This is a genomic window from Mesorhizobium sp. B1-1-7 (genome assembly GCF_006442705.1).
Taxonomy (GTDB): Bacteria; Pseudomonadota; Alphaproteobacteria; order Rhizobiales; family Rhizobiaceae; genus Mesorhizobium; species Mesorhizobium opportunistum.
Genome location: NZ_VFWQ01000009.1, coordinates 54,656 through 81,491 on the forward strand (window position 1 = coordinate 54,656; position 26,836 = coordinate 81,491).

At 63.8% G+C, this 26,836-nt stretch carries 31 protein-coding genes and 1 tRNA gene; 16 read left to right on the top strand and 16 right to left on the bottom strand.

Annotation, left to right across the window (positions count from 1 at the left end; all coding sequences use genetic code 11):
* Positions 1–248: 248 nt before the first annotated feature.
* Complete coding sequence (locus tag FJ978_RS16580) at positions 249–1,040, top strand: ATP-binding cassette domain-containing protein (RefSeq protein ID WP_140572976.1); 792 nt, start codon at positions 249–251, stop codon at positions 1,038–1,040.
* Here FJ978_RS16580 and FJ978_RS33230 read toward each other — a convergent pair.
* Positions 1,028–1,261, bottom strand: coding sequence for a hypothetical protein (locus FJ978_RS33230; RefSeq protein ID WP_224732369.1), 234 nt, complete (start codon positions 1,259–1,261; stop codon positions 1,028–1,030). The genes FJ978_RS16580 and FJ978_RS33230 overlap by 13 nt on opposite strands.
* A 1-nt stretch (position 1,262) precedes the next feature.
* Between FJ978_RS33230 and exbB the strand changes: the two genes are divergently transcribed.
* From exbB to FJ978_RS16595, 3 genes are read left to right on the top strand one after another with little or no spacing between them, the layout of a single operon-like run.
* Positions 1,263–2,042 (top strand): tonB-system energizer ExbB, encoded by a 780-nt coding sequence (gene exbB, locus FJ978_RS16585; protein WP_246678154.1) that lies wholly within the window; start codon positions 1,263–1,265, stop codon positions 2,040–2,042.
* 12 nt (positions 2,043–2,054) lie between these two features.
* A complete protein-coding gene (gene exbD / locus FJ978_RS16590; RefSeq protein WP_140572978.1) occupies positions 2,055–2,522 on the top strand; it encodes a TonB system transport protein ExbD in 468 nt (155 codons plus the stop codon).
* Positions 2,519–3,457 carry an energy transducer TonB gene (locus tag FJ978_RS16595; protein WP_140572979.1) on the top strand — a complete coding sequence of 313 codons (939 nt, stop codon included), beginning with the start codon at positions 2,519–2,521 and terminating at the stop codon, positions 3,455–3,457. The genes exbD and FJ978_RS16595 overlap by 4 nt, the downstream gene beginning before the upstream one ends.
* A 65-nt stretch (positions 3,458–3,522) precedes the next feature.
* On the opposite strand, the gene FJ978_RS16600 is transcribed toward FJ978_RS16595, so the two are convergent.
* From FJ978_RS16600 to FJ978_RS16635, 6 genes are all read right to left on the bottom strand, one after another.
* Positions 3,523–3,846 (bottom strand): hypothetical protein, encoded by a 324-nt coding sequence (locus FJ978_RS16600; RefSeq protein ID WP_140572980.1) that lies wholly within the window; start codon positions 3,844–3,846, stop codon positions 3,523–3,525.
* Positions 3,847–4,043: 197 nt separating this feature from the next.
* A complete protein-coding gene (locus FJ978_RS16610; RefSeq protein ID WP_140572981.1) occupies positions 4,044–4,295 on the bottom strand; it encodes a hypothetical protein in 252 nt (83 codons plus the stop codon).
* A 26-nt stretch (positions 4,296–4,321) separates the two neighbouring features.
* Positions 4,322–5,380 (bottom strand): SagB/ThcOx family dehydrogenase, encoded by a 1,059-nt coding sequence (locus tag FJ978_RS16615; protein WP_246678155.1) that lies wholly within the window; start codon positions 5,378–5,380, stop codon positions 4,322–4,324.
* A 408-nt stretch (positions 5,381–5,788) separates the two neighbouring features.
* Entirely contained in the window at positions 5,789–6,559 is a 771-nt protein-coding gene (locus FJ978_RS16625) for a helix-turn-helix transcriptional regulator (protein WP_140572983.1), read from the bottom strand.
* Positions 6,560–6,897: 338 nt separating this feature from the next.
* Positions 6,898–6,973 (bottom strand) — tRNA-Ala (locus tag FJ978_RS16630).
* 252 nt (positions 6,974–7,225) lie between these two features.
* Positions 7,226–7,645, bottom strand: a complete 420-nt coding sequence (locus FJ978_RS16635) for a hypothetical protein (RefSeq protein ID WP_023777534.1) — start codon at positions 7,643–7,645, stop codon at positions 7,226–7,228.
* Positions 7,646–7,888: 243 nt separating this feature from the next.
* On the opposite strand from FJ978_RS16635, the gene FJ978_RS16640 reads away from it, so the two are divergent.
* Both FJ978_RS16640 and FJ978_RS16645 read left to right on the top strand, forming a co-directional pair.
* On the top strand, positions 7,889–8,185 hold the full coding sequence (locus tag FJ978_RS16640; RefSeq protein ID WP_013892367.1) for a YggT family protein: 297 nt from the start codon (positions 7,889–7,891) through the stop codon (positions 8,183–8,185).
* Positions 8,186–8,192: 7 nt separating this feature from the next.
* Positions 8,193–8,504, top strand: coding sequence for a DUF167 family protein (locus tag FJ978_RS16645; RefSeq protein WP_140572984.1), 312 nt, complete (start codon positions 8,193–8,195; stop codon positions 8,502–8,504).
* Positions 8,505–8,612: 108 nt separating this feature from the next.
* Here FJ978_RS16645 and FJ978_RS16650 read toward each other — a convergent pair whose 3' ends face one another.
* From FJ978_RS16650 to FJ978_RS16660, 3 genes are read right to left on the bottom strand one after another with little or no spacing between them, the layout of a single operon-like run.
* On the bottom strand, positions 8,613–9,494 hold the full coding sequence (locus tag FJ978_RS16650) for a MurR/RpiR family transcriptional regulator (RefSeq protein WP_013892369.1): 882 nt from the start codon (positions 9,492–9,494) through the stop codon (positions 8,613–8,615).
* 31 nt (positions 9,495–9,525) lie between these two features.
* Complete coding sequence (locus FJ978_RS16655; RefSeq protein ID WP_140572985.1) at positions 9,526–10,596, bottom strand: ABC transporter ATP-binding protein; 1,071 nt, start codon at positions 10,594–10,596, stop codon at positions 9,526–9,528.
* A 2-nt stretch (positions 10,597–10,598) separates the two neighbouring features.
* On the bottom strand, positions 10,599–11,369 hold the full coding sequence (locus FJ978_RS16660; protein ID WP_140572986.1) for an SDR family oxidoreductase: 771 nt from the start codon (positions 11,367–11,369) through the stop codon (positions 10,599–10,601).
* Between the two features lie 183 nt (positions 11,370–11,552).
* Between FJ978_RS16660 and FJ978_RS16665 the strand changes: the two genes are divergently transcribed.
* From FJ978_RS16665 to FJ978_RS16680, 4 genes are all read left to right on the top strand, one after another.
* The gene (locus FJ978_RS16665) at positions 11,553–12,785 is read left to right on the top strand and encodes a sugar ABC transporter substrate-binding protein (protein WP_140572987.1); all 1,233 of its coding nucleotides are present in this window, start codon (positions 11,553–11,555) and stop codon (positions 12,783–12,785) included.
* Between the two features lie 498 nt (positions 12,786–13,283).
* A complete protein-coding gene (locus FJ978_RS16670; RefSeq protein ID WP_140572988.1) occupies positions 13,284–14,153 on the top strand; it encodes a sugar ABC transporter permease in 870 nt (289 codons plus the stop codon).
* Complete coding sequence (locus tag FJ978_RS16675; protein ID WP_013892374.1) at positions 14,150–14,974, top strand: carbohydrate ABC transporter permease; 825 nt, start codon at positions 14,150–14,152, stop codon at positions 14,972–14,974. The genes FJ978_RS16670 and FJ978_RS16675 overlap by 4 nt, the downstream gene beginning before the upstream one ends.
* 83 nt (positions 14,975–15,057) lie before the next feature.
* On the top strand, positions 15,058–16,533 hold the full coding sequence (locus FJ978_RS16680) for a M81 family metallopeptidase (RefSeq protein WP_140572989.1): 1,476 nt from the start codon (positions 15,058–15,060) through the stop codon (positions 16,531–16,533).
* 198 nt (positions 16,534–16,731) lie between these two features.
* On the opposite strand, the gene FJ978_RS16685 is transcribed toward FJ978_RS16680, so the two are convergent.
* The 6 genes from FJ978_RS16685 to FJ978_RS16710 all read right to left on the bottom strand — a co-directional run bounded on the left by FJ978_RS16685 (position 16,732) and on the right by FJ978_RS16710 (position 22,014).
* A complete protein-coding gene (locus FJ978_RS16685) occupies positions 16,732–18,786 on the bottom strand; it encodes a M3 family metallopeptidase (RefSeq protein WP_140572990.1) in 2,055 nt (684 codons plus the stop codon).
* A gap of 90 nt (positions 18,787–18,876) precedes the next feature.
* Positions 18,877–19,311 (bottom strand): nuclear transport factor 2 family protein, encoded by a 435-nt coding sequence (locus FJ978_RS16690; RefSeq protein WP_140572991.1) that lies wholly within the window; start codon positions 19,309–19,311, stop codon positions 18,877–18,879.
* Positions 19,308–19,952 (bottom strand): carbonic anhydrase, encoded by a 645-nt coding sequence (locus tag FJ978_RS16695; RefSeq protein ID WP_013892378.1) that lies wholly within the window; start codon positions 19,950–19,952, stop codon positions 19,308–19,310. The genes FJ978_RS16690 and FJ978_RS16695 overlap by 4 nt, the downstream gene beginning before the upstream one ends.
* Positions 19,953–20,097: 145 nt before the next feature.
* The gene (locus FJ978_RS16700) at positions 20,098–20,868 is read right to left on the bottom strand and encodes a DUF429 domain-containing protein (RefSeq protein ID WP_013892379.1); all 771 of its coding nucleotides are present in this window, start codon (positions 20,866–20,868) and stop codon (positions 20,098–20,100) included.
* A complete protein-coding gene (pdxY, locus tag FJ978_RS16705) occupies positions 20,865–21,749 on the bottom strand; it encodes a pyridoxal kinase PdxY (RefSeq protein WP_013892380.1) in 885 nt (294 codons plus the stop codon). Before pdxY ends, FJ978_RS16700 begins: the two co-directional genes overlap by 4 nt.
* 13 nt (positions 21,750–21,762) lie before the next feature.
* A complete protein-coding gene (locus FJ978_RS16710) occupies positions 21,763–22,014 on the bottom strand; it encodes a hypothetical protein (RefSeq protein ID WP_013892381.1) in 252 nt (83 codons plus the stop codon).
* 198 nt (positions 22,015–22,212) lie between these two features.
* Here FJ978_RS16710 and FJ978_RS16715 point away from each other — a divergent pair, with 198 nt between their 5' ends.
* From FJ978_RS16715 to ppa, 6 genes are all read left to right on the top strand, one after another.
* On the top strand, positions 22,213–22,851 hold the full coding sequence (locus FJ978_RS16715; protein WP_013892382.1) for a LemA family protein: 639 nt from the start codon (positions 22,213–22,215) through the stop codon (positions 22,849–22,851).
* Positions 22,852–23,097: 246 nt separating this feature from the next.
* Positions 23,098–23,874, top strand: coding sequence for a YgcG family protein (locus FJ978_RS16725; RefSeq protein WP_245265116.1), 777 nt, complete (start codon positions 23,098–23,100; stop codon positions 23,872–23,874).
* Positions 23,875–23,878: 4 nt separating this feature from the next.
* On the top strand, positions 23,879–24,775 hold the full coding sequence (locus tag FJ978_RS16730; protein WP_140572992.1) for a YgcG family protein: 897 nt from the start codon (positions 23,879–23,881) through the stop codon (positions 24,773–24,775).
* A gap of 4 nt (positions 24,776–24,779) precedes the next feature.
* Positions 24,780–25,418, top strand: coding sequence for a TPM domain-containing protein (locus FJ978_RS16735; protein ID WP_140572993.1), 639 nt, complete (start codon positions 24,780–24,782; stop codon positions 25,416–25,418).
* A 166-nt stretch (positions 25,419–25,584) separates the two neighbouring features.
* Positions 25,585–26,091, top strand: coding sequence for a GNAT family N-acetyltransferase (locus tag FJ978_RS16740; protein ID WP_013892386.1), 507 nt, complete (start codon positions 25,585–25,587; stop codon positions 26,089–26,091).
* A 202-nt stretch (positions 26,092–26,293) separates the two neighbouring features.
* Positions 26,294–26,827: an inorganic diphosphatase gene (gene ppa, locus FJ978_RS16745; RefSeq protein WP_013892387.1), complete on the top strand. Its 534-nt coding sequence runs from the start codon at positions 26,294–26,296 to the stop codon at positions 26,825–26,827.
* Positions 26,828–26,836 lie beyond the last annotated feature (9 nt).

Below are 26,836 nucleotides of genomic sequence, written 5' to 3' on the forward strand. Positions count from 1 at the left end.
GCGCCGACACCAGACGCTGGGGATCATTGCGCGTGTTTGCGCCTCTCCCGCTTGGTCCGCGTCCGCTGATCATCCGGTGGAACCCCCTGTCTCTCAGAATCCGGTCGCGACATCGGCTGTCACGACGAATTGTTGACCGTTGCAGTCATCTTCAATGTTGACTAATAAGGTCATGTTTCATAGTCAACCGGGCACCTGCCTGCCGGCGCCAGAAATTGGAAGTCCGGCGGCCGCACTGGAGAAGAGCCATGACCGTGGCTGGAGCCGAGACTGCCTTTCAAATCGACGCGGTGCGTTTTGCCGTCGGCGAGCGGACGCTGCTCGGTCCGGTTTCGCTCGAACTGCAGCGCTCGCGCGTCTATGGGCTGATCGGCCACAACGGCTCTGGCAAATCGACGCTGATCAAGCTTCTGGCACGCCAGCAGCCGGCAAGTTCCGGCGCCATCACCTTCGCCAAACGGCTGCTGCCGCAATGGGGTGCGCGTGAGTTCGCCCGCGCGCTTGCCTACCTGCCGCAGACGACGCCGGCCGCGACCGGCCTCACCGTGCGCGAGCTGGCGGCGCTGGGGCGCTATCCCTGGCATGGCGCGCTCGGCCGCTTCGGGTCCGAGGACAGGCGGCATGTCGAGAAAGCGCTCGGCCTGACCGACATGGATGGTTTCGCCGACCGGCTGGTGGATGAATTGTCGGGCGGCGAGCGCCAGCGCGCCTGGCTTGCCATGCTGGTGGCGCAGAATGCCGGCGTCATGCTGCTCGACGAGCCGATCTCGGCGCTCGACATCGCCCATCAGGTCGAGGTGCTGGGGCTGGTCCGGGAGCTCAGCCGCAAGCGCGACCTCTGCGTCGTCGTGGTGCTGCACGATCCCAATATGGCGGCGCGCTATTGCGACGAACTGATCGCCTTGAAGGACGGCAAGCTGCTGACGCGCGGCATCCCCGGCGAAATCATGCGGGGCGATGTGCTGAAAGGCATTTTTGGCGTGGAGATGGGCGTGTTCGCGCACCCCGTCACCGGCCAACCCGTCGGCTACGTGCAGTAGGCCGAGGCGGCGGGAAACAGGAAGCGGCGCGCCGCTGTGAAAACAAGGAAGAGGCTCTTGTCGAGAAATGGTTTGTTGGCGGCGTTGGTCGCATCGATGATCCTGTCGGCTGCCAGTGCAACGGCCCAGGAGCAACCGGCCGGCACCGCCCCCGCTGTCGAGGCACCTGCTGCCGCGGCACCCGTTGCACCAGTCTCACCGGCGGCTGCCGCACCGGCCACGATGGCACCCGCGCAACAGCAGCCAGCTGGCGCGCCGAATGCGACAGCCGGATCTTCGGCGGCAATGGAGCTGACCTTGCCGCACGACCTGTCGCCATGGGGCATGTTCATGGCCGCCGACATCGTCGTGAAAGGGGTGATGATCGGATTGGCCTTCGCGTCCCTCGTCACCTGGACGATATGGCTGGCGAAATCGCTGGAGATTTTTGGCGGCAAGCTGCGCATCAGCCGCGCCGTCCGCGCGATCGGCGATGCCGCAACGTTGAAGCAGGCGAGCCGCGCGCTCGATCGCAGTGGCGGTCCCGGCGCGCTCCTGGTGCGGGCGGCGGAGGAAGAGGCCGCGCTCTCGGCCGGCGCGCTCGACCATGTCTCGGGCGACGGGCTGAAGGAGCGGGTCACCTCGCGCCTGTCGCGCATCGAGGCGGCGGCATCGCGGCGCATGTCGCGCGGTACCGGCGTGCTGGCGACGATCGGCTCGACCGCGCCTTTCGTCGGCCTGTTCGGCACGGTCTGGGGCATCATGAATGCCTTCATCGGCATATCGCAGGCGCAGACCACCAATCTCGCCGTGGTCGCACCCGGCATCGCCGAAGCGCTGCTGGCCACCGCGATGGGGCTCGTCGCGGCGATACCGGCGGTCGTCATCTACAATGTCTTCGCGCGCTCGATAGCCGGCTACCGGCAGATCCTGGCCGATGCGTCGGCGGGCGTCGAACGGCTGGTCAGCCGCGACCTGGATTTCCGCACTGTCGCGCCCGCGACGGCGATGGCGGCGCAATAGCGGGAGCATAGGATGGGAACCAGAATCCGCCAGACCATGGATGACGATCTCGAGGAAAGCCACGAGATCAACGTCACGCCGTTCATCGATGTCATCCTGGTGCTCCTGATCATCTTCATGGTCGCGGCACCGCTGGCGACGGTGGATGTCAATGTCGACCTGCCGGGATCGACCGCAACGCCCGCGCCACGGCCGGAAACGCCGCTGTTCCTGACATTGAAGGATGATCTGACACTGGCGATCGGCAACGACACCGTGCCGCGCCCGGTCTTCGCCGCGACGCTGGACGGCAAGACCAAGGGCGACAAGCAGACGCGCATCTTCCTGCGCGCCGACAAGGCGGTCGCCTATGGCGAGCTGATGGAAGCGATGAACCTGTTGCGCGGCGCCGGTTATCTGAAGATCGCGCTGGTCGGCCTGGAGACGGCGCCCGCGGCCGATGCCCCGGCACCCCCCGCCACCGGAGCGGCGACGCCATGACACAAGCGGCCGCCATGCCCACGGCCGAGCTGTCGCGCCTTCGTTGGCGCGACCTTGGTTTGTGGGCAGGCGCAGCCGCGCTGGTGCTCGGCGCTCATGTCGCGGTCGCCTATGCGGTGCAGAGCTTCAGTCCGATCGAGACGGATGGCGGGCCGCCGCCGGCGCTGGTGATAGAGATGTCGCCGATGGTGATCACGCCGGCAGTGCCGGAACAAGCCGCGATGCTGGATGCGGCGATACCCGACCGGACCGAGCCGATCGAGGAGACCGAAAAGGCCGCCGAAGCCGAACCCGAGAAGGTGGTCGAGCAGGCGCAGCCGGCCGAGCAGCCTGAAACGGTGCCGCCCGACGAAACCAAGCCGACCCAGGCAGAACCAGTCGACCAGCCGCCGCTGGAAGAGGTCGTTCCCGATGTCGTCGAGACGGTCGCGCCGGAGGTCGTCGTTCCGCTGCCGCAGCCAAAGCCGCTCGAGCAGCCCGAGGAAAAGAAGCCGGTCCAGGCCAAGGCGAAAAAGCCGGTCGAAAAGCCCAAGCCACGGCCAAGGAAGGAAAAGGCGGAGCCGGCAAGGACAGTGGCCGCCGCAAGCGCGAACAGCAGGCCGGCGGCCACGGCGGCAGCGCCGAAGTCGTCGGCAGGGTTTTCAGGTATCAGCCCGGCCAAGTGGGAGTCGCGGCTGACGGCATGGATCAATCGGCACAAGCGTTATCCGAGCGCCGCGAAATCCAGGGGCGCGCAAGGCAATACCAACGTAACCTTCACGGTGGACGGATCCGGGCGGGTGATATCGGCACGTGTCGTGCGCTCGTCCGGCGACGCCGAACTCGATCGGGCCGCGCTTGCCGTACTGCAGGGGGCCACCGTTCCGGCACCCCCACCGGAACTCGGCGAGCACGTCAGCCGCACTGCGCCCTTCGTGTTCAGCCTTCGGAACTGATGTAATCGGGAAACTGAAGCAATCCGGGAACTGAAGCAATCCCGGGAAAAACCGAAACCGGCTCTCTACCGAAGGCTCATCGACTGGCACAGCGCTTCGACCTGCTCCAGGTAGAAGCGGCATTTCGTGCGCAGGGTCGCGAGGTTCGGATCGCCGGGACCATTGATCTCGACGGTCTTCATCATGAAGTCGAAATGGGCATGGAAAGCGTCCGCCGCGCCCCAGAGGCTGTCGGCTTGCCAGGTGTCGGCCACTGCCGTGGAAATCAGTTGACGGGCTTCGCCGCGCGCGGCATCCGGTGATGCCGGCCGGCTGGAAATCAGGGCATGGAGCCGGCCGAAGACGCTTTCGCTGGCGTCGGCGGCCCTGATGGCGGCGATCATGTTCATCTGCGGGTCCCCTCAATTCTCTGCGTATGTTGGCAATCTCGGCTTCGGCCTGCTCGAATCAGTAGACCATTCCGGCATAGTCGAGGTCTGCGGCGGCCTTTCTCAGGAGCGGCAGCAGGCGTTGCAGCGCACAAAGTGTCTCCTACCGGTTCGGCGACGAGCCCGCCGGCGCGCACAAGGCTGGCTATTGCATCCGACTACGCTCTCCTTGGCTGAGCGTGGCTTTCCTTTGCACGTGACGGGGGATGCATCGGGTTGCCGCTGAGTTGCGCATGCCTTGCCGGCCGCGCGCCGCGCAAGACATCGAAGGCCTCGGCATAGGCCATGCCCAGCAGATAAGAGATCATGGGAAAACGGCTTGCTTCGGCCATCTGCACCAGCTCATTGGTCATCGACGCGATATATTGCAGGCTATCGATCTCCGACTGACGTAGGGACTGATTTGCCACGTGGTGCTCCTGTCATATTGAGGCGGCTAATTAATTGACCGACCCGCCGAATGCGGGCCTGGTTCCGGGGTCGAAAGGGTCAAGGCATAGATCGGTGCGTCGGTGAGGCGATCGAGGCCGAGAAGGCGCTTGATCGCCGTATGGCTGAGCGCGGCCGTGGGGCAGGCCGACAATCCGTGCCTGGTTGCCGCCAACATCATGTTCTGGCCGATATGGCCGGCTTCGATCAGCACGACGCGATAGGCGTTGGCATCCTCATATTTCCACATGGTGCGGTCGAGGCTGGCGCAAAGCAGGATGAGGCAAGGCATGGCATCCGCCCATTCCTGCCCGCCGACCAGTTCGGAGACCTTCGGCAGATGGTTGGCCGAGATCCTGCCGAGATCGTGATCGGCGGCGGAATAGTGATAGACGCCAGGCTCCAGGCCCTCAACGCCCAGCGCGACCACATAGGCTTCATAGGGGTTTCGCGCGCCGCCAGAAGGGGTCATCCCCAGCGGCAGGGCGCCAACGCAATTGCTGGTTTCGCCGGTGATGCCCATGCCCGCGAACAGGCAGTCGGAAAGCTGTTTTGCGGTGATGGTGGGCGCGGCCGCCGTGCGATTGGTGCGGCGCTGCGCCATCAAGGCGAGGAGTTCATTATCATCCAACGCGCTTGGCAGCGCAATGGCGCCCGCGGCGTTCTTGAGCAGGAGGTCGGGCTGCGCGACGTGCCCGGCGCGTTCGATCTGCCGAGCCTCGGCCTGTTCGATGGTCATGAACTCCGAGTCCTGGACGCAGAAATGCATCAGCGCGGTCGGGAGCCCCCAGTTCCATTGCCCAGAGAATTGTGTCTCCTGCTCGGCCAGCGGCGAACCGGCGGTGATCAGAGCGGAAAAATCAAGCAGTTGCGGGACGACGGCATTCAGCTCGGCCTTCGACCATCCGTGCGCACGCGCGATCTCCGCCGTGGAGGCCCATTCGTCCCAGGACGCGAGGAGGCCGATCACCTCGGGGCTGCATTCGAAGACACTTCTGGTCAGGAAATTGCAGGCCGTGACCTTGTTGGTCCCGGGGTAGAAGACAAGCGTTTTCGAAGAGCGCATTTTCATGATGCTGAATGCCGTTTGTGGAAGCGAGGCACCTTGTGGAAGCAAGGCACCGACAGGCCGACGGCCTGTCGGGCACCGAGCGACTTCAGCGCTTGTTGTAGTGCATGCCCTGCGAGAAGAAGACCGTCTGCGTGCCCGCCGCGACCGTCAGCTTCGAGGCATTGTTCACTTTCTTGGCCATTTTCGTCCCTTTCCCGACCCCCAATGGGATCTGTTGAGAGATCCCCACAGCGGGATCCGCGGAAGAAAGGTAAGGTCGAAAGAGTTAACAGTTTGTTAAAATTATAGTAAAGCCAATGTTGTCTAAAATATCTTTCTTGCCCATAAAGTCTAAAAAATCGATTTTGCTCAGATATCGAGTAGCCAGTCGGGAACATACGCTTTTTCGGGGTATCCTTATTCTTATTTAGCGTAACCGGGAGACTGGTCTTGCCAATCGCAGGCAAGGCTGACGACCAGCTGATCGATGGCCGGATCGTCAAACCCGACGACATGCGCCATGCGGATCGCATGCCGTGCCGGGATGCCGGACAGATCCTGCCGCATGATGACCGATACGAACGCCGGCCCGGCCTCGGTCAGAAGCATGGCCTTGCCGATCAGCACCGGTTCGGAGATTGGAGCCCATTGGACGGAGATCAGGGACGGTTCGCCGGTCTGGCGGCGGTTGACGCCGCTGAAATAGATCCAGTTCAGGCGCGAGATGGCCACGCCATAGTGGTTGCCGCGCGCCCGCGCCCAAGTCGAGCCACGGCGCTCCGACCATCCGGTGACCCTGCGGAACGTGACCAGTTCGGCCTCGCGGCGCACGAAGGTCACCGACCGCATCAACAGATCAGGGCGGGCCGGAATCGAAAAATAGGTGAAATAGGTGCCTCCAGCGATCGATGGGGCGGGCGGGCGGATCATCTGTTTGAACAGGGTTTCGGAAATCGGCGGCAGGCCGGCTACCGTGGGCTCGGGCGTACCCGGATCCCGGTACAGTTCGGGTTCGCTGATGTGGAAGTAGTCGCAAATCAGCTTGGCAGTGGCCTTGTTCGGAACGGTCTGCCCCTGCAGGTAACGTTCGAACTGTGTGCGGTTGATACCCAACTCACGGCATACCGCGCTAACGGAGGCATGATCCTTGCAGAGCCGTCTGAGATTTGCAGCGAGATTCTCGCGAATGGACACGTCTTTGCTTTCGCAGGCGAATTCTTCATTTCGATTCGGATTCCATATAGCGTCTTCGGGTCGCCACCACCGAAACGCCTTGTCACAACACACAGAAAAAACTGATTTGAAAACGCCAGTCTAATGGGGCGGCTTGCAAAAAAAATAGCGTCGATCCCGCAGTGGCCATCGTCATAAGTCCAATTGACAATCGTCTTGCCTTGGAAACCGCGTGAAATGGCCCGTGGCCTTTTTTGGGGGTATCGGCGCCGAGGCGCCGCATCGCGATGCATGAGCGATCCATGGGACGCTGCTTGCGTCTTGGCGGCGCAGCAAAAGGGGAAAATCGATTATTCCGCTGGTGGAGCTGAGGAGGATCGAACTCCTGACCTCGTCATTGCGAACGACGCGCTCTCCCAGCTGAGCTACAGCCCCGTCCAACGGATGGCGCATTTATCGGGCGTGGCGGTTTTCTGTCAAGGCGGCGTTTTGCCGAATTTATCGACCGCTCGACGTCAGGTCACCGCCGGTGGAACGCGGCCTTGCCGGTTTCGCGTATTCGTCCATTCGTCGGCACGATCGGCAACAAGCGGCCATCCGCCGCTTCCTGCCTCACCTCGGTGTCGGTGATGACGGATTGCACCGTTCAACGACGGTTGTGAAGGAGACGCCAATTGGCGCCGCCGGTCACTTCACGGAAAAATCGACCGTTTCCTTCACAGTGCCGTCGACAGCGATCTGCACCTGATAGGTACCGACCGGCCAGCCGGCATCCGGCTTGGTCATCGAGGAGTCGACGTGGTTGTCGATCGCGCCGATTTCGAAGTTGACCTCGTCGATCTTGTAGTTCGCCGGCGCAACACCGCCGGAATCGACCGAAATCCAGCTCACGGTGAGCTTCGATCCCGAAGCCACCTCGTCCGTCAGGTCGGCGGAGAGGAAAATCTTCGCCGTGTCCGGTGAAAATGTCGCCTGCGTCTGCTCCGCATGCTCGGTGGCCGAAAGCACGATGTTTTGGAATCCTTCGGCCTGGGCCGGCAAGGCGAATGCCCCAACCGCCACCAAGGCGACTGTTCCCAACCGTACAATCATCGACCGAATGTGCATGCATTTTCCTTTGAAACAAATCGGGGTCTAGCCGACTCACGTCGCGCGTGCCCGCGGCCGGTTTGTAGAGCTTGGGGATTGGCTTTGTCCATGAAGCCTCGGTGCCGTGACCGGACCATTTTTGACACACCGGCATCGAGCCGAGCGAAAAACGGTCATGGTTCGGCATTGGCGCCCATGCAAAGCCAGCCCTTGCCCGTATCGCATGCAATGGCTACATGTCGGCAACAATTGGAGACCGGCATGCTCGCCCTCATTCAAACAATCGTCATGGCGCTCGACCTCTACTGGTGGGTCATCATCGCCTCGGCGATCTTTTCCTGGCTCTATGCCTTCAACGTCGTCAACTCGCGCAACCAGTTCGTCGGCAGCATCGGCAACATGCTCTACCGGCTGACCGAGCCGGCGCTGCGGCCGATCCGCCGCTTCATGCCGGACCTTGGCGGCATCGACATCTCGCCGATCATCCTGCTTTTGATCCTGTTCTTCCTCAGGCAGTTCATCCTCACCACGGTGGCGCCGCTGCTGCTGGGCGCCTGACGACCGCATGAGCGCGCCGTTCCGCATCCGCGACAACGGCATCGATCTGTTCGTGCGGCTGACGCCGAAATCTTCCGTGGACAGGCTCGAAGGCGTCGAAACGGCGGCGGACGGGCGAAGCCACCTGAAGGCGCGGGTCCGCGCCGTGCCGGAAAACGGCGCCGCCAATCAAGCACTGGAAAGACTGGCCGCCAAGACGCTGGGAGTGCCTGTTTCGGCCGTTTCGGTTGTCGCTGGCGGTACGGCCAGGCTGAAGACGCTGCGTGTCTCGGGCGATCCGGAGGCGCTGTCACGGAGCATTGAAGCGCTCGGCGGCTGATCCAGGATCCACCGCTTGTGCGACATGGAGCCCCTTGATCTGTCTGCGGGACAGCGCCCCCTCTGTCTTGCCGGACATTCCCCCACGAGGGAGGAGATCGGCAGGCTCTCAATCGCCGAGCGGCAAACGCGGGTCGTCGACCTTCAGCGTGTTCACGCTCTGCTTGATGCGGCGCAAATTCTCCAGCACCTTCGGGCCGCGCGTCTCGGCTACCGACGTCACGAGCATGTCGACGATCGCCAGCAGCGCATAGCGCGACGATGTCGGCTTGTAGATGTTGCCGTCCTCGAGCGGCTGCAGATGGATGACCGTGTCGGCGACCTTGGCCAGGGCAGAGTCCGGCGCGGTGATGGCGATAGTGGTGGCGCCATATTGCTGGGCGACCTGTACCGCTTCGATGACCGAACGCGCATAGCCTGAGACGGAAAAGGCGACCAGTGTGGTTTCGGGCGTGGCAACGGCGGCGTACATGCGCTGCAGCTGGCCGTCGATCTGCGCCAGCACCGGCAGGCCGAGCCGGAACAGCCGGTTCTGCATCTCGGTCGCCATCATCGAGGAGATGCCGCCGGAGCCGATGCACAGAACGTTGCCCGACGTCGCGAGCCGCTCGGCGACGGCGACCAGCGTCGTCATGTCGAGGTTCTCGCTGGCGCGCTGGATGGCTGAGATCGCCGCTTCGGTGATGGCGGAAGCGATGCGCTGCTCGCGCGCGTCGCGGCTCAGCGGCTCGGGCGAAAGATACTGGCCGCCGATGGCGATCGCCTGCGCTAGGTAGAACTTGAAATCGCGCAAGCCCTCACAGCCGAGATTGCGGCAGAAGCGGGTCACCGTCGGTTCGCTGACGCCGACGCGCCCGGCGATCTCCGAAATCGCCGCCTTGGAGGCGAAGTCGAGATCGGACAGCACCAGGCCGGCCAGCCGACGGTCCGACTTGGTGCCGTCCTGCGATATCAGCTGCAGCCGCGTGATGATGTCGGCCGGCGTCTTCATGCGCGTGTATTCGTCATTGGCGCTTCCGTCGTCATCTCAGCGGCAGGCCCGTCGCGGTGTCGAACAGATGGATTTTGCCGGGATCGACCGAGACCGGCAGCAGATCGCCAGGCCTGACCGGCACCCTGTCGCGGAACACGGCACGCACCGCGTCGACACCAATGGAACCATAGACATGGGTCTCGGAGCCGGTCGGCTCGACCACATCCACCTTCAGCGCCATGGCGTCGGCCGCTTCGCCGATGATGAAGTGCTCGGGCCGGATGCCAGCCTCGACCGCGCTGCCGGCCGGCAGCGGGTTGCCGGCAAGCGCAAGCCGGCCGCCGCCGATCGACTCGAACCAGGTCCTCTCGGGCGTCGTCTTGAGAGCCCCGGAGACAAAGCTCATCGACGGGGAGCCAAGGAAGCCGGCGACGAACTTGTTGGCCGGCCTGTCGTAGAGTTCGAGCGGTGCCCCGACCTGCTGGATACGGCCGCGGTCCATCACGACGATGCGGTCGGCCATGGTCATGGCCTCGATCTGGTCGTGGGTGACGTAGACGATGGTCGATTTCAGCCGCTGATGCAGCGCCTTGATCTCGACGCGCATCTGCACGCGCAACTGCGCATCGAGGTTGGACAGCGGTTCGTCGAACAGGAACACCGACGGCTCGCGCACGATGGCGCGTCCCATGGCGACGCGCTGGCGCTGGCCGCCCGACAATTGCCGGGGGTAGCGGTCGAGATAGGAGAACAGGTTGAGGACGCCGGAGGCCTTCTTGACCTTGTCGTCGATGGCCGTGCGCGTCTCGCCGCGGATCTTCGGGCCAAAGCCAATGTTGTCGGAGGCCTTGAGATGCGGGAATAGCGCATAGGACTGGAAGACCATGGCGATGTTGCGCTGCTGCGGCGGCAAATCGTTGGCACGCACGCCGCCGATCAAAAGGTCACCGGAGGTGATCGTCTCCAGGCCAGCCAGCATGCGCAGCAAGGTCGACTTGCCGCAGCCGGATGGGCCGACCAGCACCACGAACTCGCCGCTCTTGATATCGAGGCTTATGTTCTCGAGGATATTGTGCTGGCCGAAGGATTTCGACAGGTCGCGAAACTCGACGTCGGTCATGGTCACGCTCCCAATATGTCGTCGATGAAGGGCAGGCAGCCTGCGGTCAGCCCGGCATCCACGGGCATCACCACGCCTGTTATGCCCGATGCGCGGTCCGAGGCAAGGAAGGCCACTGCTTCGGCCACTTCCGAAGCGTTGACGATGCGGCCGAGCGGGTAGAGCCGCTGCAATTTGCCGAGGATCTCCGGATCCTTGGCAAGACGATGGTCCCAGGCGGCGGTGCGGATCGATCCCGGGCAAACGACATTGGCGCGCACGCCGCTGCGGCCAAGCTCGACCGCGATCGATTTGGCATAGGCGTTGATGCCGGCCTTGGCGGCGGCGTAGGCGGGATTGCCGAAATGCGCGATGGCGTTGACGGAGGAGATGAAGACGACATTGCCCGAACCGCGCGCGGCCATTGCCTTGGCAATGGGGTCGGCGAACATCATCACCCCGGTCAGGTTGAGGTCGAGTTCGTGCTCGATCTTGTCCGCTGTCAGCGCTTTCAGCGTTTCGGCACGTGTCCAGCCGGCATTGTTGATCAGGATGTCGGGCACGCCATCCCTGTCGAGTACGGCAGCGATGGCCTTCTCCACCGACGCCCGGTCGAGAAGGTTGAAAACATGGCGCGAGGCAAGGTGCGAGCTGGCCAGAGCCTCGTCGGACTGGTCGCAGCCGACCACCCGCGCGCCCCTGTCGGCCAGCAGTGCGACGATCGCCGAGCCAAGGCCACCGCCGGCGCCCGTGACAACGACAGTGCGGCCTTCGAATTCGGCTTTCGAAACCACGGCGCTTGCTCCTCCCGCAGGTCAGGCAGATGCCGGCAGGCTAATGAAGGGAATGTAATTAAGCAACATATTAATCCGCTTGCATGCGGCCGATTCATCGATAATGTAGGAAAGTCACATAAATCTTGTGCCAACGATCAGGCTCAAGGAGCGCAAAGGCGCGGACAAAATGGGAGAGATCAGATGAACCTTGCGAAATGGACTGTCGGCCTGATGGCCGGAATGAGCATGCTGGCCTTCGCGGCGCAGGCGAATGCGGGTGAAGTGCGGGTCACCGTTGCCGAATACAGCGCCAAGACCGGCCCCTATTTCGAGGAAGTGAAGAAGGAATTCGAGGCGAAGAATCCCGGCATCACCGTCAAGTTCGAAGTCGTGCCGTGGGATGTGCTGCTGCAGAAGCTGACCACCGACATCACCGCCGGCACAAATGCCGATCTGTCGATCATCGGCACGCGCTGGCTGATCGACTTCGTCCAGCAGGACGTCGCGGAGCCGCTCGATGGCTACATCACACCTGAATTCAAGGACCGCTTCATCGACACGTTCCTGTCGCCATCGATCATGAACGGCAAGACCTACGGCCTGCCGATCGCCGCCTCGGCGCGCGCCATGTATTACAACAAGGAACTGTTCGAGAAGGCCGGCATCGCCAAGCCGCCGGCAACCTGGACCGAGCTGCAGGAAGACGCCCGCAAGATCAAGGCGCTGGGGACCGGCGCCTTCGGGTTCGGCCTGCAGGGCAAGGAGATCGAGACCGACGTCTATTACTACTACGCGATGTGGTCGCAAGGCACCGAGATCCTCAACAAGGACGGCACGTCGGGCCTTGGCACGCCGGGCGCGCTCGAAGCCGCCAAGCTCTACAAGTCGATGATCGACGAGGGGCTGACCGAACCGGGCGTCACCTCCAACAACCGCGAGGACGTGCAGAACATGTTCAAGCAGGGCAAGGTCGGCATGATGATCACCGCGCCCTTCCTGTCCAACCAGATCAAGGACGAGGCCCCGACGCTGAAATACGGCGTCGCCGCCATTCCGGCCGGTCCGACCGGCGCACGCGGCACCTATGGCGTCACCGATTCCATGATCATGTTCAAGAACTCCAAGAACAAGGACGAGGCCTGGAAGCTGATGGACTTCCTGTTCACCACGGAGCAGCGCGCCAAGTTCACGCAAGGCGAGGGCTTCCTGCCGGTGAACAAGGAAGAGGCCAAGATGGATTACTACGTCAACAACGCCGATCTGGCCGCCTTCACCGCGCTCCTGCCCGACGCCCGCTTCGCGCCGGTCATCCCGGGTTGGGAAGAGGTCGCCCAGATCACGTCGGACGCCATGCAGAAGATCTATCTCGGCGGCGACCCCGAGGCAGGCCTGAAGGACGCGGCGGCGAAGGCCAATGCAGTGTTGAAGAAATAGGGGCAGCGCTGAAGAAATAGGGGCTGCTGAAGGAATAGGGCGTATCTCCCTGCGCCCGTGGCGCGCCCCAGACTCAGGCGGGGCGCGCCACTCAATCTTCAGCAGAAACAAAATCGTCTACGTCGGCGCCGCCCCAGTCAGGCTCCTTTCCTCTCCCTCCGGAGGGGGGAGAGGTGGCTCGGCGGAGCCGAGACGGAGTGGGGGAACCACCTGTACTCCGTCACGGACATAGGAAGGGCATCAGGCGCAGGCATCGTCTTGCGCCCAAGGGTCGACCCCCACTCCGTCGAGCTTCGCTCGACACCTCTCCCCCGGTCGACGGGGGAGAGGAAGGGCTCCCTTCCGCAACTGCTGCGGAGGACGGGCAGGCAGATGAGGACGGCGCTTACGGTTGTAAGCAATCCTGAAGCGGTGCCCTGAAAAGAACGAGGCCGGACCAAGTCAATCTGTTAAGCCAGCGAAATCCAATCTCCCCGCAACGCGGTACAAAGCCAGCCGATGCAAAATCGCTTCCTGCCCTATCTCCTGACCTTGCCCAGCCTGTTCCTGGCGGCGATCGTGATCTTCTGGCCGGTCTGGGACCTGATCCAGATCTCGACGCATGACGTCAGCCGCTTTGGCCAGTTGCGCGATTTCTCGGGCCTGACCAATTTTGCCGCGCTCACGGCCGATCCCGATTTCATCGCCGCGCTCTGGCGCACGGGGCTGTGGACCGTGCTGGTGGTTGGCGGGGCGCTGTTGCTGTCGGTTCCGGTGGCGATGATCCTCAATACCGATTTCTATGGCCGCGGCATCGCCCGCGTCATCATCATGCTGCCCTGGGCGGTATCGCTGACCATGACGGCGGTCGTCTGGCGCTGGGCGCTGAGCGGTGAAAGCGGCATGCTGAATTCGGCGCTGATCGGGCTCGGCCTCATCGACCACAACATCCAGTGGCTGGCGCAGGCCGAGACGGCTTTTCCGATGCAGGTGCTGATCGGCATACTGGTGACCGTGCCGTTCACCACGACGATCTTCCTCGGCGGGCTGTCGTCGATCCCCGACGATCTCTACGAGGCGGCGGCGCTCGAAGGGGCGACACCGCTGCAGCAGTTCCGCGAGATCACCTTTCCGCTGTTGAAGCCGTTCATCAACATCGCCATCGTGCTCAACACTATCTATGTCTTCAACTCGTTCCCGATCATCTGGGTGATGACGCAAGGCGGGCCGGCCAATTCGACCGATATCCTGGTCACCCACCTCTACAAGCTCGCCTTCCGCATCGGCAAGCTGGGCGAGGCCTCCGCCGTGTCGCTGGTGATGTTCGCCATATTGCTCATCTTCACCATGATCTATGTGCGGCTGGCGATGCGGGAGCAGCGCGTATGACGAGCAAACTCAAACGCACCGTCATCGCATGGCTGCTGCTGGCGCCCTTGATCGTGGTGACGATCTTTCCCTTCGCGGTGATGTTCCTGACCGCGGTCAAGCCGCGGCAGGAGGTGCTGTCGCCGACATGGTGGCCGAGCGAGTTCCGCTGGTCGAATTTCTCCGACATGTGGGTGGCGACCGGCTTCGGCCAAGCGCTGGCCAATTCGCTCTACGTCTCGGTCATCGCCACGGTCGGCGCCATCCTCATCTCGGTACCGGCGGCCTATGCCATGTCGCGCTTCCGCTTTGCCGGTTACGGCGCCTTCCGTCAGTTCCTGCTGATCTCGCAGATGATCTCGCCGATCGTACTGGTGCTCGGCCTGTTCCGGCTGATGGCCGCCTGGGGGCTGGTCGAATCGACGACGGCGCTGGGCTTCATCTACATGGCCTTCAACGTCGCCTTCACGGTGTGGATGCTGCAGAGCTATTTCGACACGATCCCGCGCGATCTGGAGGAGGCGGCCTGGATGGAGGGTGCCGGCCGCTGGCTCACCTTGCGAAAAGTGTTCCTGCCGCTCTGCCTGCCGGCAATCGCGGTGACCGCCATCTTCACCTTCATCAACGCCTGGAACGAGTTCGTCGTCGCGCTCACCATGCTGCGCAGCCAGGAAAGCTACACGCTGCCGATCCAGGTGTTCTCGCTGGTCGCAGGCCGCTACACGATCGAGTGGCATCACGTCATGGCCGCCACGCTGCTGGCGACGCTGCCGGTGGCGATCCTGTTCATCTGGCTGCAGCGCTACCTGGTTCGCGGGCTGGCGCTCGGAGCCGTTAAATAGCAATCCCAGCAATTCCAGGAAAAGTATGCAGCGGTTTTCCGTCCGGAATTGCGAAAAGCAAAAAAGTCTACCCTGGAGCTTCCATGCGCATCTTCACCGCTTCGCTGGCGACGGAAACCAACACCTTTTCGCCGGTGCCGACGGACCGGGCCTCGTTCGAGATGGCCTTCTATGCCGGACCGGGCAAGCATCCGGAGACGCCGACGCTGTGCTCCTCGCCGATCGTCGCCTTGCGCCGGCGCGCGGCCGCCGAAGGACTGACCGTGATTGAAGGCACCGCCACCTGGGCCGAGCCTGGCGGCCTGGTGCAGCGGCAGACTTATGAGGCATTGCGCGACGAGATTCTCGGCCAGCTTAAGGCGGCGCTGCCGGTCGATGCGGTCATCCTCGGACTGCACGGCGCCATGGTGGCGCAAGGTTACGACGATTGCGAAGGCGATCTGCTGGAACGTGTGCGGGCGATCGTCGGGCCGGATGTGGTGATCGCCTGCGAGTTCGATCCGCACAGCCATCTGACGCCCAAGCGCGTGGCGGCCTCCGATATCATGGCCTATTTCCTGGAGTTCCCGCACACCGATTTCTACGAACGCGGCGAGCATGTCGTCGAGCTCGGGCTGGCCGCGGCGCGCGGCGAGATCAAGCCGGTCATCTCGACCTTCGACTGCCGCATGATCCAGGTATTGCCGACCAGCCGCGAGCCGATGCGCTCCTTCGTCGACCGCATCAAGGCGCTGCACGGCAAGGACGGCGTGCTGTCGGTCTCGGTCATCCACGGCTTCATGGCGGCGGATGTTCCCGAAATGGGCACGCGCATCCTGGTCGTCACCGACAATGACAAGGAAAAGGGCGATGCGCTGGCGGAACGGCTTGGGCGGGAACTCTATGCCATGCGCGAGAAGACGGCGATGACGATGCTTGATACCGCCGACGGCATCGATCGCGCCTTGGCCGTGCGGGCCGAAAGACAGGACAGGCCGGTGGTCATCGCCGACATCTGGGACAATCCCGGCGGCGGCGTTGCCGGCGATGGCACCGTCGTGCTGCGCACCATGCTGGAACGCGGCTTGAAGAATGTCGGCGTGGCGACGATCTGGGATCCGATCGCGGTGACCTTCTGCCAGGCCGCGGGCGGGGGTGCCGTCATCGACCTGCGCTTCGGCGGCAAGGCCGGGCCGTTGGCGGGCGAGCCGATCGACGCGCGCGTCAAGGTGCTGAAGGCGGTTCCGGAGGGATGGCAGAGTTTCGGCCCAAGCCGGGTGACGCTCGGACCGGCCGCACTCGTCCGCATCGAAGGCACCGAGGTTGACATCATCCTCAACACCAACCGCACGCAAACCTTCGAGCCGGACATTTTTTCCAACATCGGTGTCGATCCGATGAGCAAGGACGTGCTGTTGATCAAGTCGACCAACCATTTCTACGCCGGCTTCGAGCCGATCGCCGCCGAGATCATCTATGTCTCGGCGCCGAGTTCGTATCCCAGCAATCCGGCGGTGACCGATTACAGGAAGCTGACGCGGCCGGTGTGGCCAAGGGTGGCGGATCCTTGGAAGGCATAGGGTTCTTCCTTCTCCCCTTGAGGGAGAAGGTGGCCTCGCGAAGCGAGGTCGGATGAGGGGTGTTCCAGCTTGGCGTCATCGCTTGTCCGGCCATGAGGGTGGACCGATCATCGACGCCTCACTCCGCTGGAACACCCCTCATCCGTCTCGGCGCTGCGCGCCGATCCACCTTCTCCCGCAGGGGGAGAAGGGAAGACGCTACACCAGCCCGCGCTTCACCATCATCGCTTCGGGCGACGGCATCTTGCCGCGGAACGCGGTGTAAAGCTCTTCCGGGTCCTTCGAGCCGCCGGCGGCGTAGATGTTTTTCCGCAGCCGCTCGGCGAGCGCCGGATTGAAGGGATCCCCGGTCTCCTCGAAGGCGGCAAATGCATCGGCGTCGAGCACCTCGGACCACATGTAGGAATAGTAGCCAGCCGAATAGCCGTCGCCCGAAAAGACATGGCCGAAATGCGGGGTGCGGTGGCGCATCGCTATGGTGTCCGGCATGTCGAGCTTCTCCAACGTTTCGGCTTCGAAACGAAGCGGCTCCGCCGGGGCATCGGGCCGGGCGTGATAGGCCATGTCCATCAAGGCCGAGGCGGTGAATTCGACGGTGGCGAAGCCGGCGCCGAAGGTGCGCGCGGCCAGCATCTTGTCGAGCAGCGCCTTCGGCATCGGCTTGCCGGTCTTGACATGCAGCGCGTGCTTTTCCAGCACCGCCGGCACCGTCAGCCAGTGCTCGTAAAGCTGCGAGGGCAGTTCGACGAAATCGCGGCTGACCGAGGTGCCGGCGACCGAAGGCCACGTGACGTCAGTCAGCATGCCGTGCAGCGCATGGCCGAATTCATGGAACAGCGTCTTCGCCTCGTCGACCGACAGCAGCGCCGCCTCGCCCGCCGGCGGCTTGGCGAAGTTCATGATGTTGTAGATCACCGGCTTCGAGCCGTGGCCGAGCCGGTAGCCGGACTTCAGCGCGCTCATCCAGGCGCCGGAACGCTTGGAAGGCCGCGCGAAATAGTCGGCAAGGAACAGGCCGCGCTCGCTGCCGTCGGCATTCTTCACCACGAAGACACGCGCGTCGGGATGCCAGGCGGCAATGCCCTTCTTCTCCTCGAAAGTGATGCCGAACAGTCTTGTCGCCACGTCGAAGCAGGCATCGATGACGCGTTCGAGCTGCAGATAGGGTTTTAGTTCCGCCTCGTCGAAAGCGAACTTTTCGGCGCGCAGCTTCTCCTGGTAGAAACGCCAGTCCCAGGCGGCGAATTTCTCGTTGCTGCCGGCTTCCGCCGCCAGCCGCTGCAATTCGGTCTGGTCGGCGGCGGCCTTTTCCAGCGCCTTCTCCCAGACAGGATCGAGCAGCGCGTGCACCGCCTTCGGCGTCTTGGCCATGGTGTCGTCCAGCTTCAGCGCGGCGAAGGAGGCGTAGCCGAGCAGCCCCGCCTTTTCGGAACGCAGCTTCAGCATGTTGCGCACCACGGATGTGTTGTCGGTTGCGCCGCCATTCTGGCCACGCATGGTGAAGGCGCGAAAGGCGATCTCGCGCAGATCGCGGCGTTCCGAGAAGGTCGTGAACGGCTCATAGATCGAGCGCGACAAGGTGACGGCGTAGCGGCCTTTCTGGCCGCGCATCTCGGCGGCTTCCGCCATGGCGCTCTTCAGGAAATCCGGCAGGCCGGCAAGGTCGGCCTCGTCGAGGAACAGCGCCCAGTCACGCTCGTCGGCCAGCACGTTCTGGCCGAAAGTCGTGCCGAGCGAGGACAGTTCCTCGCTGATCGCCGCCAGCCGCTTCTTGCCCTCGGCGTCGAGCCTGGCGCCGGAACGGACGAACCCTTTCCAGGTCTTTTCCAGGACCCGCAGGGTTTCGGCGTCGAGCTTGAGGCTCTCGCGGCGCTGGTAGAGGTCGTCGATGCGGGCAAACAGCCTCTCGTTCATCGATATCGCCGAGAAGTGCCTGGACATCTTCGGCGAGATGTCGCGCTCCAGTGCCTGGATCGCCTCGTTGGTGTGGGCGCCGGCCCGGCACCAGAAGATCGACGAGACGTGATCGAGCGCCTCGCCGCTGAGTTCCAGCGCGGCAAGCGTGTTCTCGATGGTCGGCGCCTCCTTGTTGGCGGCGATCGCTTCGATCTCCACCTCATGCGCCTTCAGCGCGGCGTCGAAGACCGGGGAAAAATCGCCGTCGCCGATATGGGCAAAATCGGGCAGGCCGAGCGGCCCTTGCCACGCGGTCAGCGGATGGGCGGCGAGATCGACGGTTTTCGTGGAGGGCATGAATGGTCTTTCGCTGGTGGTGGCAGGGACGGCTCGGTGTCACCGATGTAGGGCGTGGCGTTCGGGCCCGCAATATGGCAGTCGGCCGCCTCAGAACCCGTCGCAGTTTTCGGCGATTGCCGCTTGTGAGCTGGCGGTGATGCGGTTGTCGGTGACCGCGAAAGTCTCGTGCATCAGCATGTCGTTGTCGGGGAAGTCGTAGCAGGCGATGACCGTGGTGACGCCGGCCTCGCTCTTCTCTATCCGATGACGGATCGCGGCACCCGCGACCGCGCCCCTCCATTCGTCGATCGAGGCGATGAATTCCTGCTTGTTCTGGACGATGCCGAGGTCGTCGAGCTTGATGCGGACGTCGTCGGCCAGCAGGTCGGAGAGTTCGGTGCGATCGGCGACCAGCAGCGCCGAATACCAGCGGCTGATGACGGCGCGGTCATCGGCGCGGGCGGCCATGATGGCGACCAGCAGCGCGGCGGTAGTGAAAACGACCGACCGGACGTTCACCACTTGCCGCGCCTTGCCGTTCATTCCAGCACCGGCCGCTCGAAATCGCCGGTCTCCTTGTTCATTACCCAGAGTTCGCCGGTCGAAATGTCGAACCAGGCGCCATGCAGCGACAGCCGCCCCTTGCCCTCCAGGATCGAGACGCAGGGAAAAGTCCTGAGGTTGGCGATGGAATAGCGGACCGAGATGCGCTCGAGTGCCGTCTGACGCTCGGTCGCCGTCATGAAGGTGCTGGAGGAGACGGTCTCGGCGGCGGGCGCGATCAAGCTCATCCACTTGCCGATGAAGTCGCCGGGCGACAGCGGCGCCGAGTTGGGGTCGAGCGCGGCGCGGATGCCGCCGCAGCGGCCATGGCCCATGACCACGATGTTTTTGACCTTGAGGCTCTGGACCGCGAATTCGAGCGCGGCCGAAGTCGAATGGAACTCGCCGTCCGGCTCGTAGGGCGGCACCAGATTGCCGACATTGCGCAGCACGAAGAGTTCACCCGGGCCGGCATCGAAGATCGCTTCGGGCGCGGCGCGCGAATCGCAGCAGGCAACGATCATGGTCTCAGGTGCCTGCCCCTCGCGGGCGAGCTCGCGGTAACGGCCGCTCTCGGTGAGATAACGGCCGTTCATGAAATTGCGGTAGCCGGCGAGAAGGTGGTCGGGAAGATGCGGCATGGGCGGCTAAGGCCTTTCCAGTTGGAGGCGGAAGCTCGTTGCGGTCGAGAAAGGCTCTAACGGTAAAAGCCTGTTGCGAGCAATGCAGAATTGTGAGGGCTAGTCATAAATGCCATGCGTCAAAGCGGGGCGTCAGCCGATACTGTCATGCCCAGATGGCGACCTGTATGCCAAAACCGTCAACGAGCGGCGGGTTGGGAAACGACCTGGCCTTGCCGCTGGCGATGCGGCCGGCAATCAGCATCATCGCGGCGGCATCGAGAAAATCGTCGGCGGCCGCGCCGCGCGGCGGCACCTGGTCGAGAAAGGCCATGTCATAGCTGTGCCGGCACAGCAGCGCCTTGCGTTCGGCCATGCCGGCGGGATTGATGCTGCCCTTGATCTTCTTCGGCAGCTGCATCGGCTGGTCGTCGTTCAGGCGGCAGAAGGCGACTTCCGGATGCGATTCGAAGACGCGGCCGCGCAGATCGGGCCGCGCGATCACCAAGGCGTCGATCTCGCGGATCTTCGAGAAGATGCCAAAGGCCTGGATCGAAACGCCGCGCGGCGGATCGGATGTGGTCCTGGCCACCTCGCTTGCCCTGATATGCGCGGCGTACCAGGCTTCGATCGTGGTGAATTCGTTGGTGTCCGCATAAAGCGCCGATCGGGACGGGATCGAAAAGACGCTGGACTGGCGTGGCCCGAGCAGCGGCCGCACCAGCGCTTCCGGTCCGCGCCCGCCTCTGCCCGAAAACTCCGGCAGACCGATCGGCATGTCGACGGCGACGACTGCGTTGTCGGGATTGGCCGCAAGCAGCGCCGCGAAGCTGGAGAAGACCTCGACCGAAGGTGCCGAGCCTGGTTCGCGGCGCACGGCGATCCAGCCGGCCTTGCAGCCATCGGCGCCGACGAGCGCGGTCGCGGCCGATGTCACGCCCGGCGGTCCCGCCCCGGATGCGTGAGGTGGCGCAGCTGCACCATGGCCATCGGGTGCGACAGGCTCTGCGCGTCGGTTTCGAGCTGCAGCTCGTCGCCGCCGCGTTTTGCGGTGCGCGCGAGTATCTCGTAGACCGCCGCCGTGGTCGATTGCAGGGCTTTGATCGCCGGTTGGCCGGAGAGGATGCGGGCGAGGTAGACGGCCGCCGTCAGGTCGCCCAGACCGTTCGGCGGCTTGTCGATCAGGCGGTGCTCGGCGAGCAGCGCCTGGCTGCCGTCGAGCAGAAGATTGCCGGTGCTACCGGTCATCATCGACGGCGCCGAGGTGACCAGCATGGTCGACGGCCCGGCATGGAGTGCAGCCGAGATCACCGATTTGAGGTCGGGAAGCGGCGCGCCGGCCATCCATTCCAGCTCGTAGCGGTTTGGGGTGGCAATGTCGGCGATCGGCATCAGCCGGTCGCGCATGGCGGCGGCGGTTGGTTCGGGCACATAGAGGCCGCCAGAATCACCCATCACCGGATCGCAGATATAGACGGCATCAGGCGTCCTGGCCTTGACGGCGGCGACCAACGAGGCGACAGCCTCGGCCTGGCCGGCCTCGCCGAGATAGCCCGACAGCACGGCGCCAACCTCGCCCAGCCACGGCGAGCGCTCGAGGTCGGCCATCAGCGCCTTGAACTGGTCGAGCGGCGGCACGATGCGTGTCGCCCGCCCGTGGCCGGGATGCCAGGGCAGGATGACAGTCGGCACCGCCCAGACCGGGAACCCCAGCGTCTCCAAGGCAAAGACGGCGGCGCGGTTGCCGACCGAACCACGGGCGACATGGCTCGAAATGACGATGACCGCGCGCGGCGCGTCGGGTTTTTCGGCGCTCATTGTTTTTTGATTCCTAGCTGCCCCGGATGAGGAAAAGCACGAGCCAGACCATCAGGCCCAGCGCCAGAAGCAGGCCGAGTATCCTGCCAATGCGCGTACCCCAGACCTCGACCGGGTCCGCGCGGTCGGCGTCGGCGGCGGCGACGTGGTCGCGCACGCCTTTCGCGGTCCGCGCAACCAGCGAGGTGCCGGACGGATCGGTCTCCTGCGCGACGCGCTCGAGGATACGGCGCGATTCGTTGTCGCTGTCCTGTCGTCCGGCCATGATGGTGTCCTGCCTTCCGCCGACCTTATCGTGATCGCCTTGCTAATTACAGCGTCTTGTCAATTACAGGATATTGCCAGTTATTACAGGGTCTTGCGGCCGATGGTAACGTGCCGATAACCCGTTCCCGCCGAGGCCGTTTTCTTGCGCGCCGATTGTGGTAATGCTTCGCATGCAACTTCTGTCGAGGGACCGATCATGCTTGCCCAGCGCCTTGCCTCACCATCCATGTTCCGCACGCTTCCCGCCTTCCTGATGATGGCTTTCGTGCTGCCGCTGCTTGCCGGCTGCGGCTACAACACCATCCCGACGGCCGAGGAAAACGCCAGGGCGGCTTGGAGCGAGGTGCTGAACCAGTACCAGCGCCGCGCCGACCTCATCCCCAACCTGGTCGAGACGGTCAAGGGCTACGCCTCGCATGAGAAGGACACGCTCGACGCGGTGGTCGAGGCGCGCGCCAAGGCGACGCAGATCACGGTGACGCCGGAAACGCTCAAGGATCCCGAAGCGCTCAAGAAGTTCCAGGATGCCCAGGCCGGGCTGACCAGCGCCCTGTCGCGGCTGATCGCGGTATCGGAAGCTTATCCGGACCTCAAGGCCAACCAGAACTTCCTGGCGCTGCAGGCGCAGCTCGAAGGCACCGAAAACCGCATCGCGGTGTCGCGGCGCGACTACATCCAGGCGGTCAGAGACTACAATCTGACGCTGAAGACCTTCCCGTCGGTGCTGTGGGCGACCTTCTGGTTCCGCGGCAACGAGCCGTTCGCCAATTTCACGGTGGACGAAGACAAGATGCAGGTGCCGAAGGTGGATTTCGGCACGAAGCAGGGTGGGTGATAGGCGAAATCGGCTGAGCGTCTCTTTACCACAAGACGGACCGCTGGCGTGCAAACACCCCCCTCTGTCCTGCCGGACATCTCCCCCGCAAGGGGGGAGATCGGTTGTCGCTTAGGCTTTCGCCAATCTTCGGCGTTTGAAGGTTCGCGCCAACAGCGAAGCTGCCAATCTCCCCCCTTGCGGGGGAGATGGCCGGCAGGCCAGAGAGGGGTGCGAAGAAACGCCAACCTCAATTTTCTTGCCCTAATTTTCTTCCTTCTCTTGGTCCTTCCGCTAACCGCCGTCGCCGCGGACCTCCCGGCGCTCACGGGCCGAGTGGTCGACAATGCCGGCATCATCGATGCCGCGACCAAGGCGGCGCTGACGCAGAAGCTCGCCGACTTCGAGACCAAGGGCTCCGACCAGATCGTCGTCGCCACGATCCCGAGCCTCGACGGCGAGGAGATCGAACCCTATGCCAACCGGCTGTTCCGTTTCTGGAAGCTCGGCCAGGCAAAGGAAAACAATGGCGTGCTTTTGCTGGTCGCGCCGAACGACCGCAAGATGCGCATCGAGGTCGGCTACGGGCTGGAAGGCACGCTGACCGACCTGCACACCAAGCTGATCATCGAAAACGACATGGTGCCGGCCTTCCGCGCCGGAGATTTTTCCGGCGGCATAGCCAAAGCCGTCGACGACATGGTCATGGTGCTCGAAGGCAATCCGGAGGAGCTGGAAGCGCGGGGAAAACGCAACCAGCAGGCGCCGTTCAATTCCGACGACCTGTTCTTCGCCCTTTTCATCAGCATCTGGGCAATCATCTTCTTCGGCAGCATCGCGGCCTCGATCCTGCCGCCGATCTTCGGCCAGAAGCTCGGACCCGGACGCTATCGCTGGCTCGGCATGACCTTCGAGCCCGGCCGGCGATCCTCGAGCGGCGGCTGGTCCTCGGGTAGTTCCGGCGGTGGCTGGTCTTCGGGTGGCGGTGGCTTTTCCGGCGGCGGCGGTTCGTCCGGCGGCGGCGGCTCATCTGGCAGCTGGTGAGCCCATGCCAAGGCCCGCCCTCGCTCTTTCGATATCCGGTCATTTCGCCAAGGGGTTGCGCCTTGCCCTGATGTCCATGGTGGCGCTGCTGTTTGCCTTGCTCAGCGCCTTCGCCGCCGAACTGCCAGCCCTGACCGGGCGGGTGGTCGACAATGCCGGCATCATCGATGCCGGCACCAAGGCGGCGCTGACGCAGAAGCTCGCCGACTTCGAGACCAAGGGCTCCGACCAGATCGTCGTCGCCACGATCCCCAGCCTCGGCGGCGAGGAGATCGAGCCTTATGCCAACCGGCTGTTCCGCTTCTGGAAGCTCGGCCAGGCAAAGGAAAATAACGGCGTGCTTTTGCTGGTCGCGCCGAACGACCGCAAGATGCGCATCGAGGTCGGCTACGGGCTGGAAGGCACGCTGACCGACCTGCACACCAAGCTGATCATCGAAAACGACATGGTGCCGGCCTTCCGCGCCGGCGACTTCTCCGGCGGCATCAGCAAGGCCGTCGACGACATGGTCATGGTGCTCGAAGGCAATCCGGAGGAACTGGAAGCGCGCGGAAAACGCAATCCCGCCGACAGCGGCACATCCATCGACCCGATTGCCGCGGTGTTCCTGATCCTATGGGCGACGATGTTCTTCGGTGGCCTGGCGATGGCATTCCTGCCGCCCATGTTCGGCACGAAACTGTCGCCGGGCGTGTATAGATGGCTGGGCATGACGTTTCGTTATGGCCGGGGTCCGAGCGGATCCTCGGGCACCAGCGGCTGGACAACGGGCTCGTCGGGTGGCGGCTGGTCGTCGGGAAGCTCCGGCGGCGGCTGGTCCTCGGGATCGAGCAGCGGCGGCGGCGGATTTTCGGGCGGTGGTGGCTCGTCCGGTGGTGGCGGTTCTTCAGGAAGCTGGTGAGACAATGGCAGCACGACCGATCAGCCCGCAGGATCATGAGCGCATCGCCGATGCGATCCGCGCCGCGGAAACCAGGACCGACGGCGAGATCTACTGTGTCGTGGCGCATGCCAGCGACGGCTATTTCGCCCCCGCCGCCTTGATGGCGACGCTGTGCATGCTGGTCGTCAGCCTCGCCGTCGCCTATGGGCTGGAGGCCTGGTGGCTCACCATCCGGCTGCCGCATTTCGTCCTCGCCCAGCTTTTGGCGCTGGCCTGCGTGCTGACCCTGTTGTGGGCGCTGCCCGGCTTGCGCATCCACATGGTGCCACGGCGGCTGCGCTATCAGGCGGCACACGCCAATGCGATCAAGCAGTTCCTCGCCCGCAATGTCCACCGCACCACGGCGCGCACCGGCGTGCTGGTCTTCGTGTCGATCGCCGAGCGCTATGCCGAGGTGGTCGCGGATTCGGGCATCGACGCCAAGGTCGGCCAGCATGTCTGGGACAGCGTCGTGCGCGACTTGACCGCGCATGCCGGCAACGACCGGCTTGCCGACGGTTTCGTCAAGGCGATCGAGCAGGTGGGCGCGGTGCTGGCCGAGCATTTCCCGGTCACGTCAGGCGACACCAACGAGCTTGACGACCATTTGGTCGAAATCTAAGCGTCTGCCGTCGAGATTGCTTTGCCGACCCGGGCCTTGCCGATCCGGCCTGTTTCCGGACGGGTTTTGCGCAACGTCACCTATGCCATGATCGTCTGTGAGAAAGCGGTTGGCGGGCTGCCCGGACTCTTGCAATCGGCCGGTGCGGGTTTATGGTTAACAAATCATGAATACGCTGACGATCGACATCCGGAAGGCAGAGCCGCGCGACGCCGGCGCTATCGCCGAAGTGCATCTGGAAGCCTGGCGCGGCGCCTATTCCGGCATCATTCCGCACCGCACGCTGACATCGATGATCAACCGCCGTGGCGCCGACTGGTGGGCGAATGCGATTCGCCGTGCCGCCACCGTCCTGGTGGTCGAGATCGGCGGCACGATCGCCGGCTACGCGACGATCGGCAAGAACCGGGCCCGGGAACTCAAGCAGCAAGGCGAGATCTACGAACTCTACCTGCGCCCGGAATATCAAGGCATCGGCCTCGGCAGGCGGCTGTTTTCGGCCGCCAAGGCGCGCCTTGCCGACCATGGCCTGAAAGGTATGGTGGTGTGGGCGCTGGAAGACAACCAGAGCGCGCTCGCCTTCTATGCCGGCGCCGGCGGCCGCGACATCGCCGAGGGCGTCGAGATCTTCGAGCAGAAAGCGCTGAAGAAGGTCGCTTTCGTCTGGGAATGACCGCCGAGGGCTGATCGCGGAGAGCGAAGCAGGCTCACGGGATGTATCCAACGCGAAATCACGACGCTGAAACATCTTGTTCCGATGATTGAACGTGTCGGGTGCCATCGCGTCTCGCCCGACGTCGGTCAGCACCATTCGCCGCATTGCGCCATTCTGCGCCGCCCGCTATCTCCTCCCCATCGAGAGAGGGACAAAAGCCATGCGCATCGAAGCCATAGCCAGCGGAAAGAACCCGCCTGAGGACGTCAACGTCATTATCGAGGTGCCGATCGGCGGCGAGCCGATCAAGTACGAGATGGACAAGGAGGCCGGCACCTTGTTCGTCGACCGCTTCCTGCACACCTCGATGCGCTATCCCGGCAATTACGGCTTCGTGCCGCACACGCTGTCGGGCGATGGCGATCCGATCGACGTGCTGGTCTGCAACACGCGCGCGCTGGTGCCGGGCTGCGTCATCAATGTCAGGCCGATCGGCGTGCTGATCATGGAAGACAATGCCGGTCAGGACGAAAAGATCATCGCCGTGCCGTCGCCCAAGCTGACGCTGCGCTACGAGAACGTCACCGAGTATACGCAGTTGCCCGACATCACCCGCCAGCAGGTGCAGCACTTCTTCGAGCACTATAAGGATCTCGAGCCCGGCAAATGGGTCAAGATCGAAGGCTGGCACGATTCCAAATACGCCAAGAAGATGATCATGGACGCGATCGAACGCGCCAAGGCGAGCAAGTAGCGCTTCGGA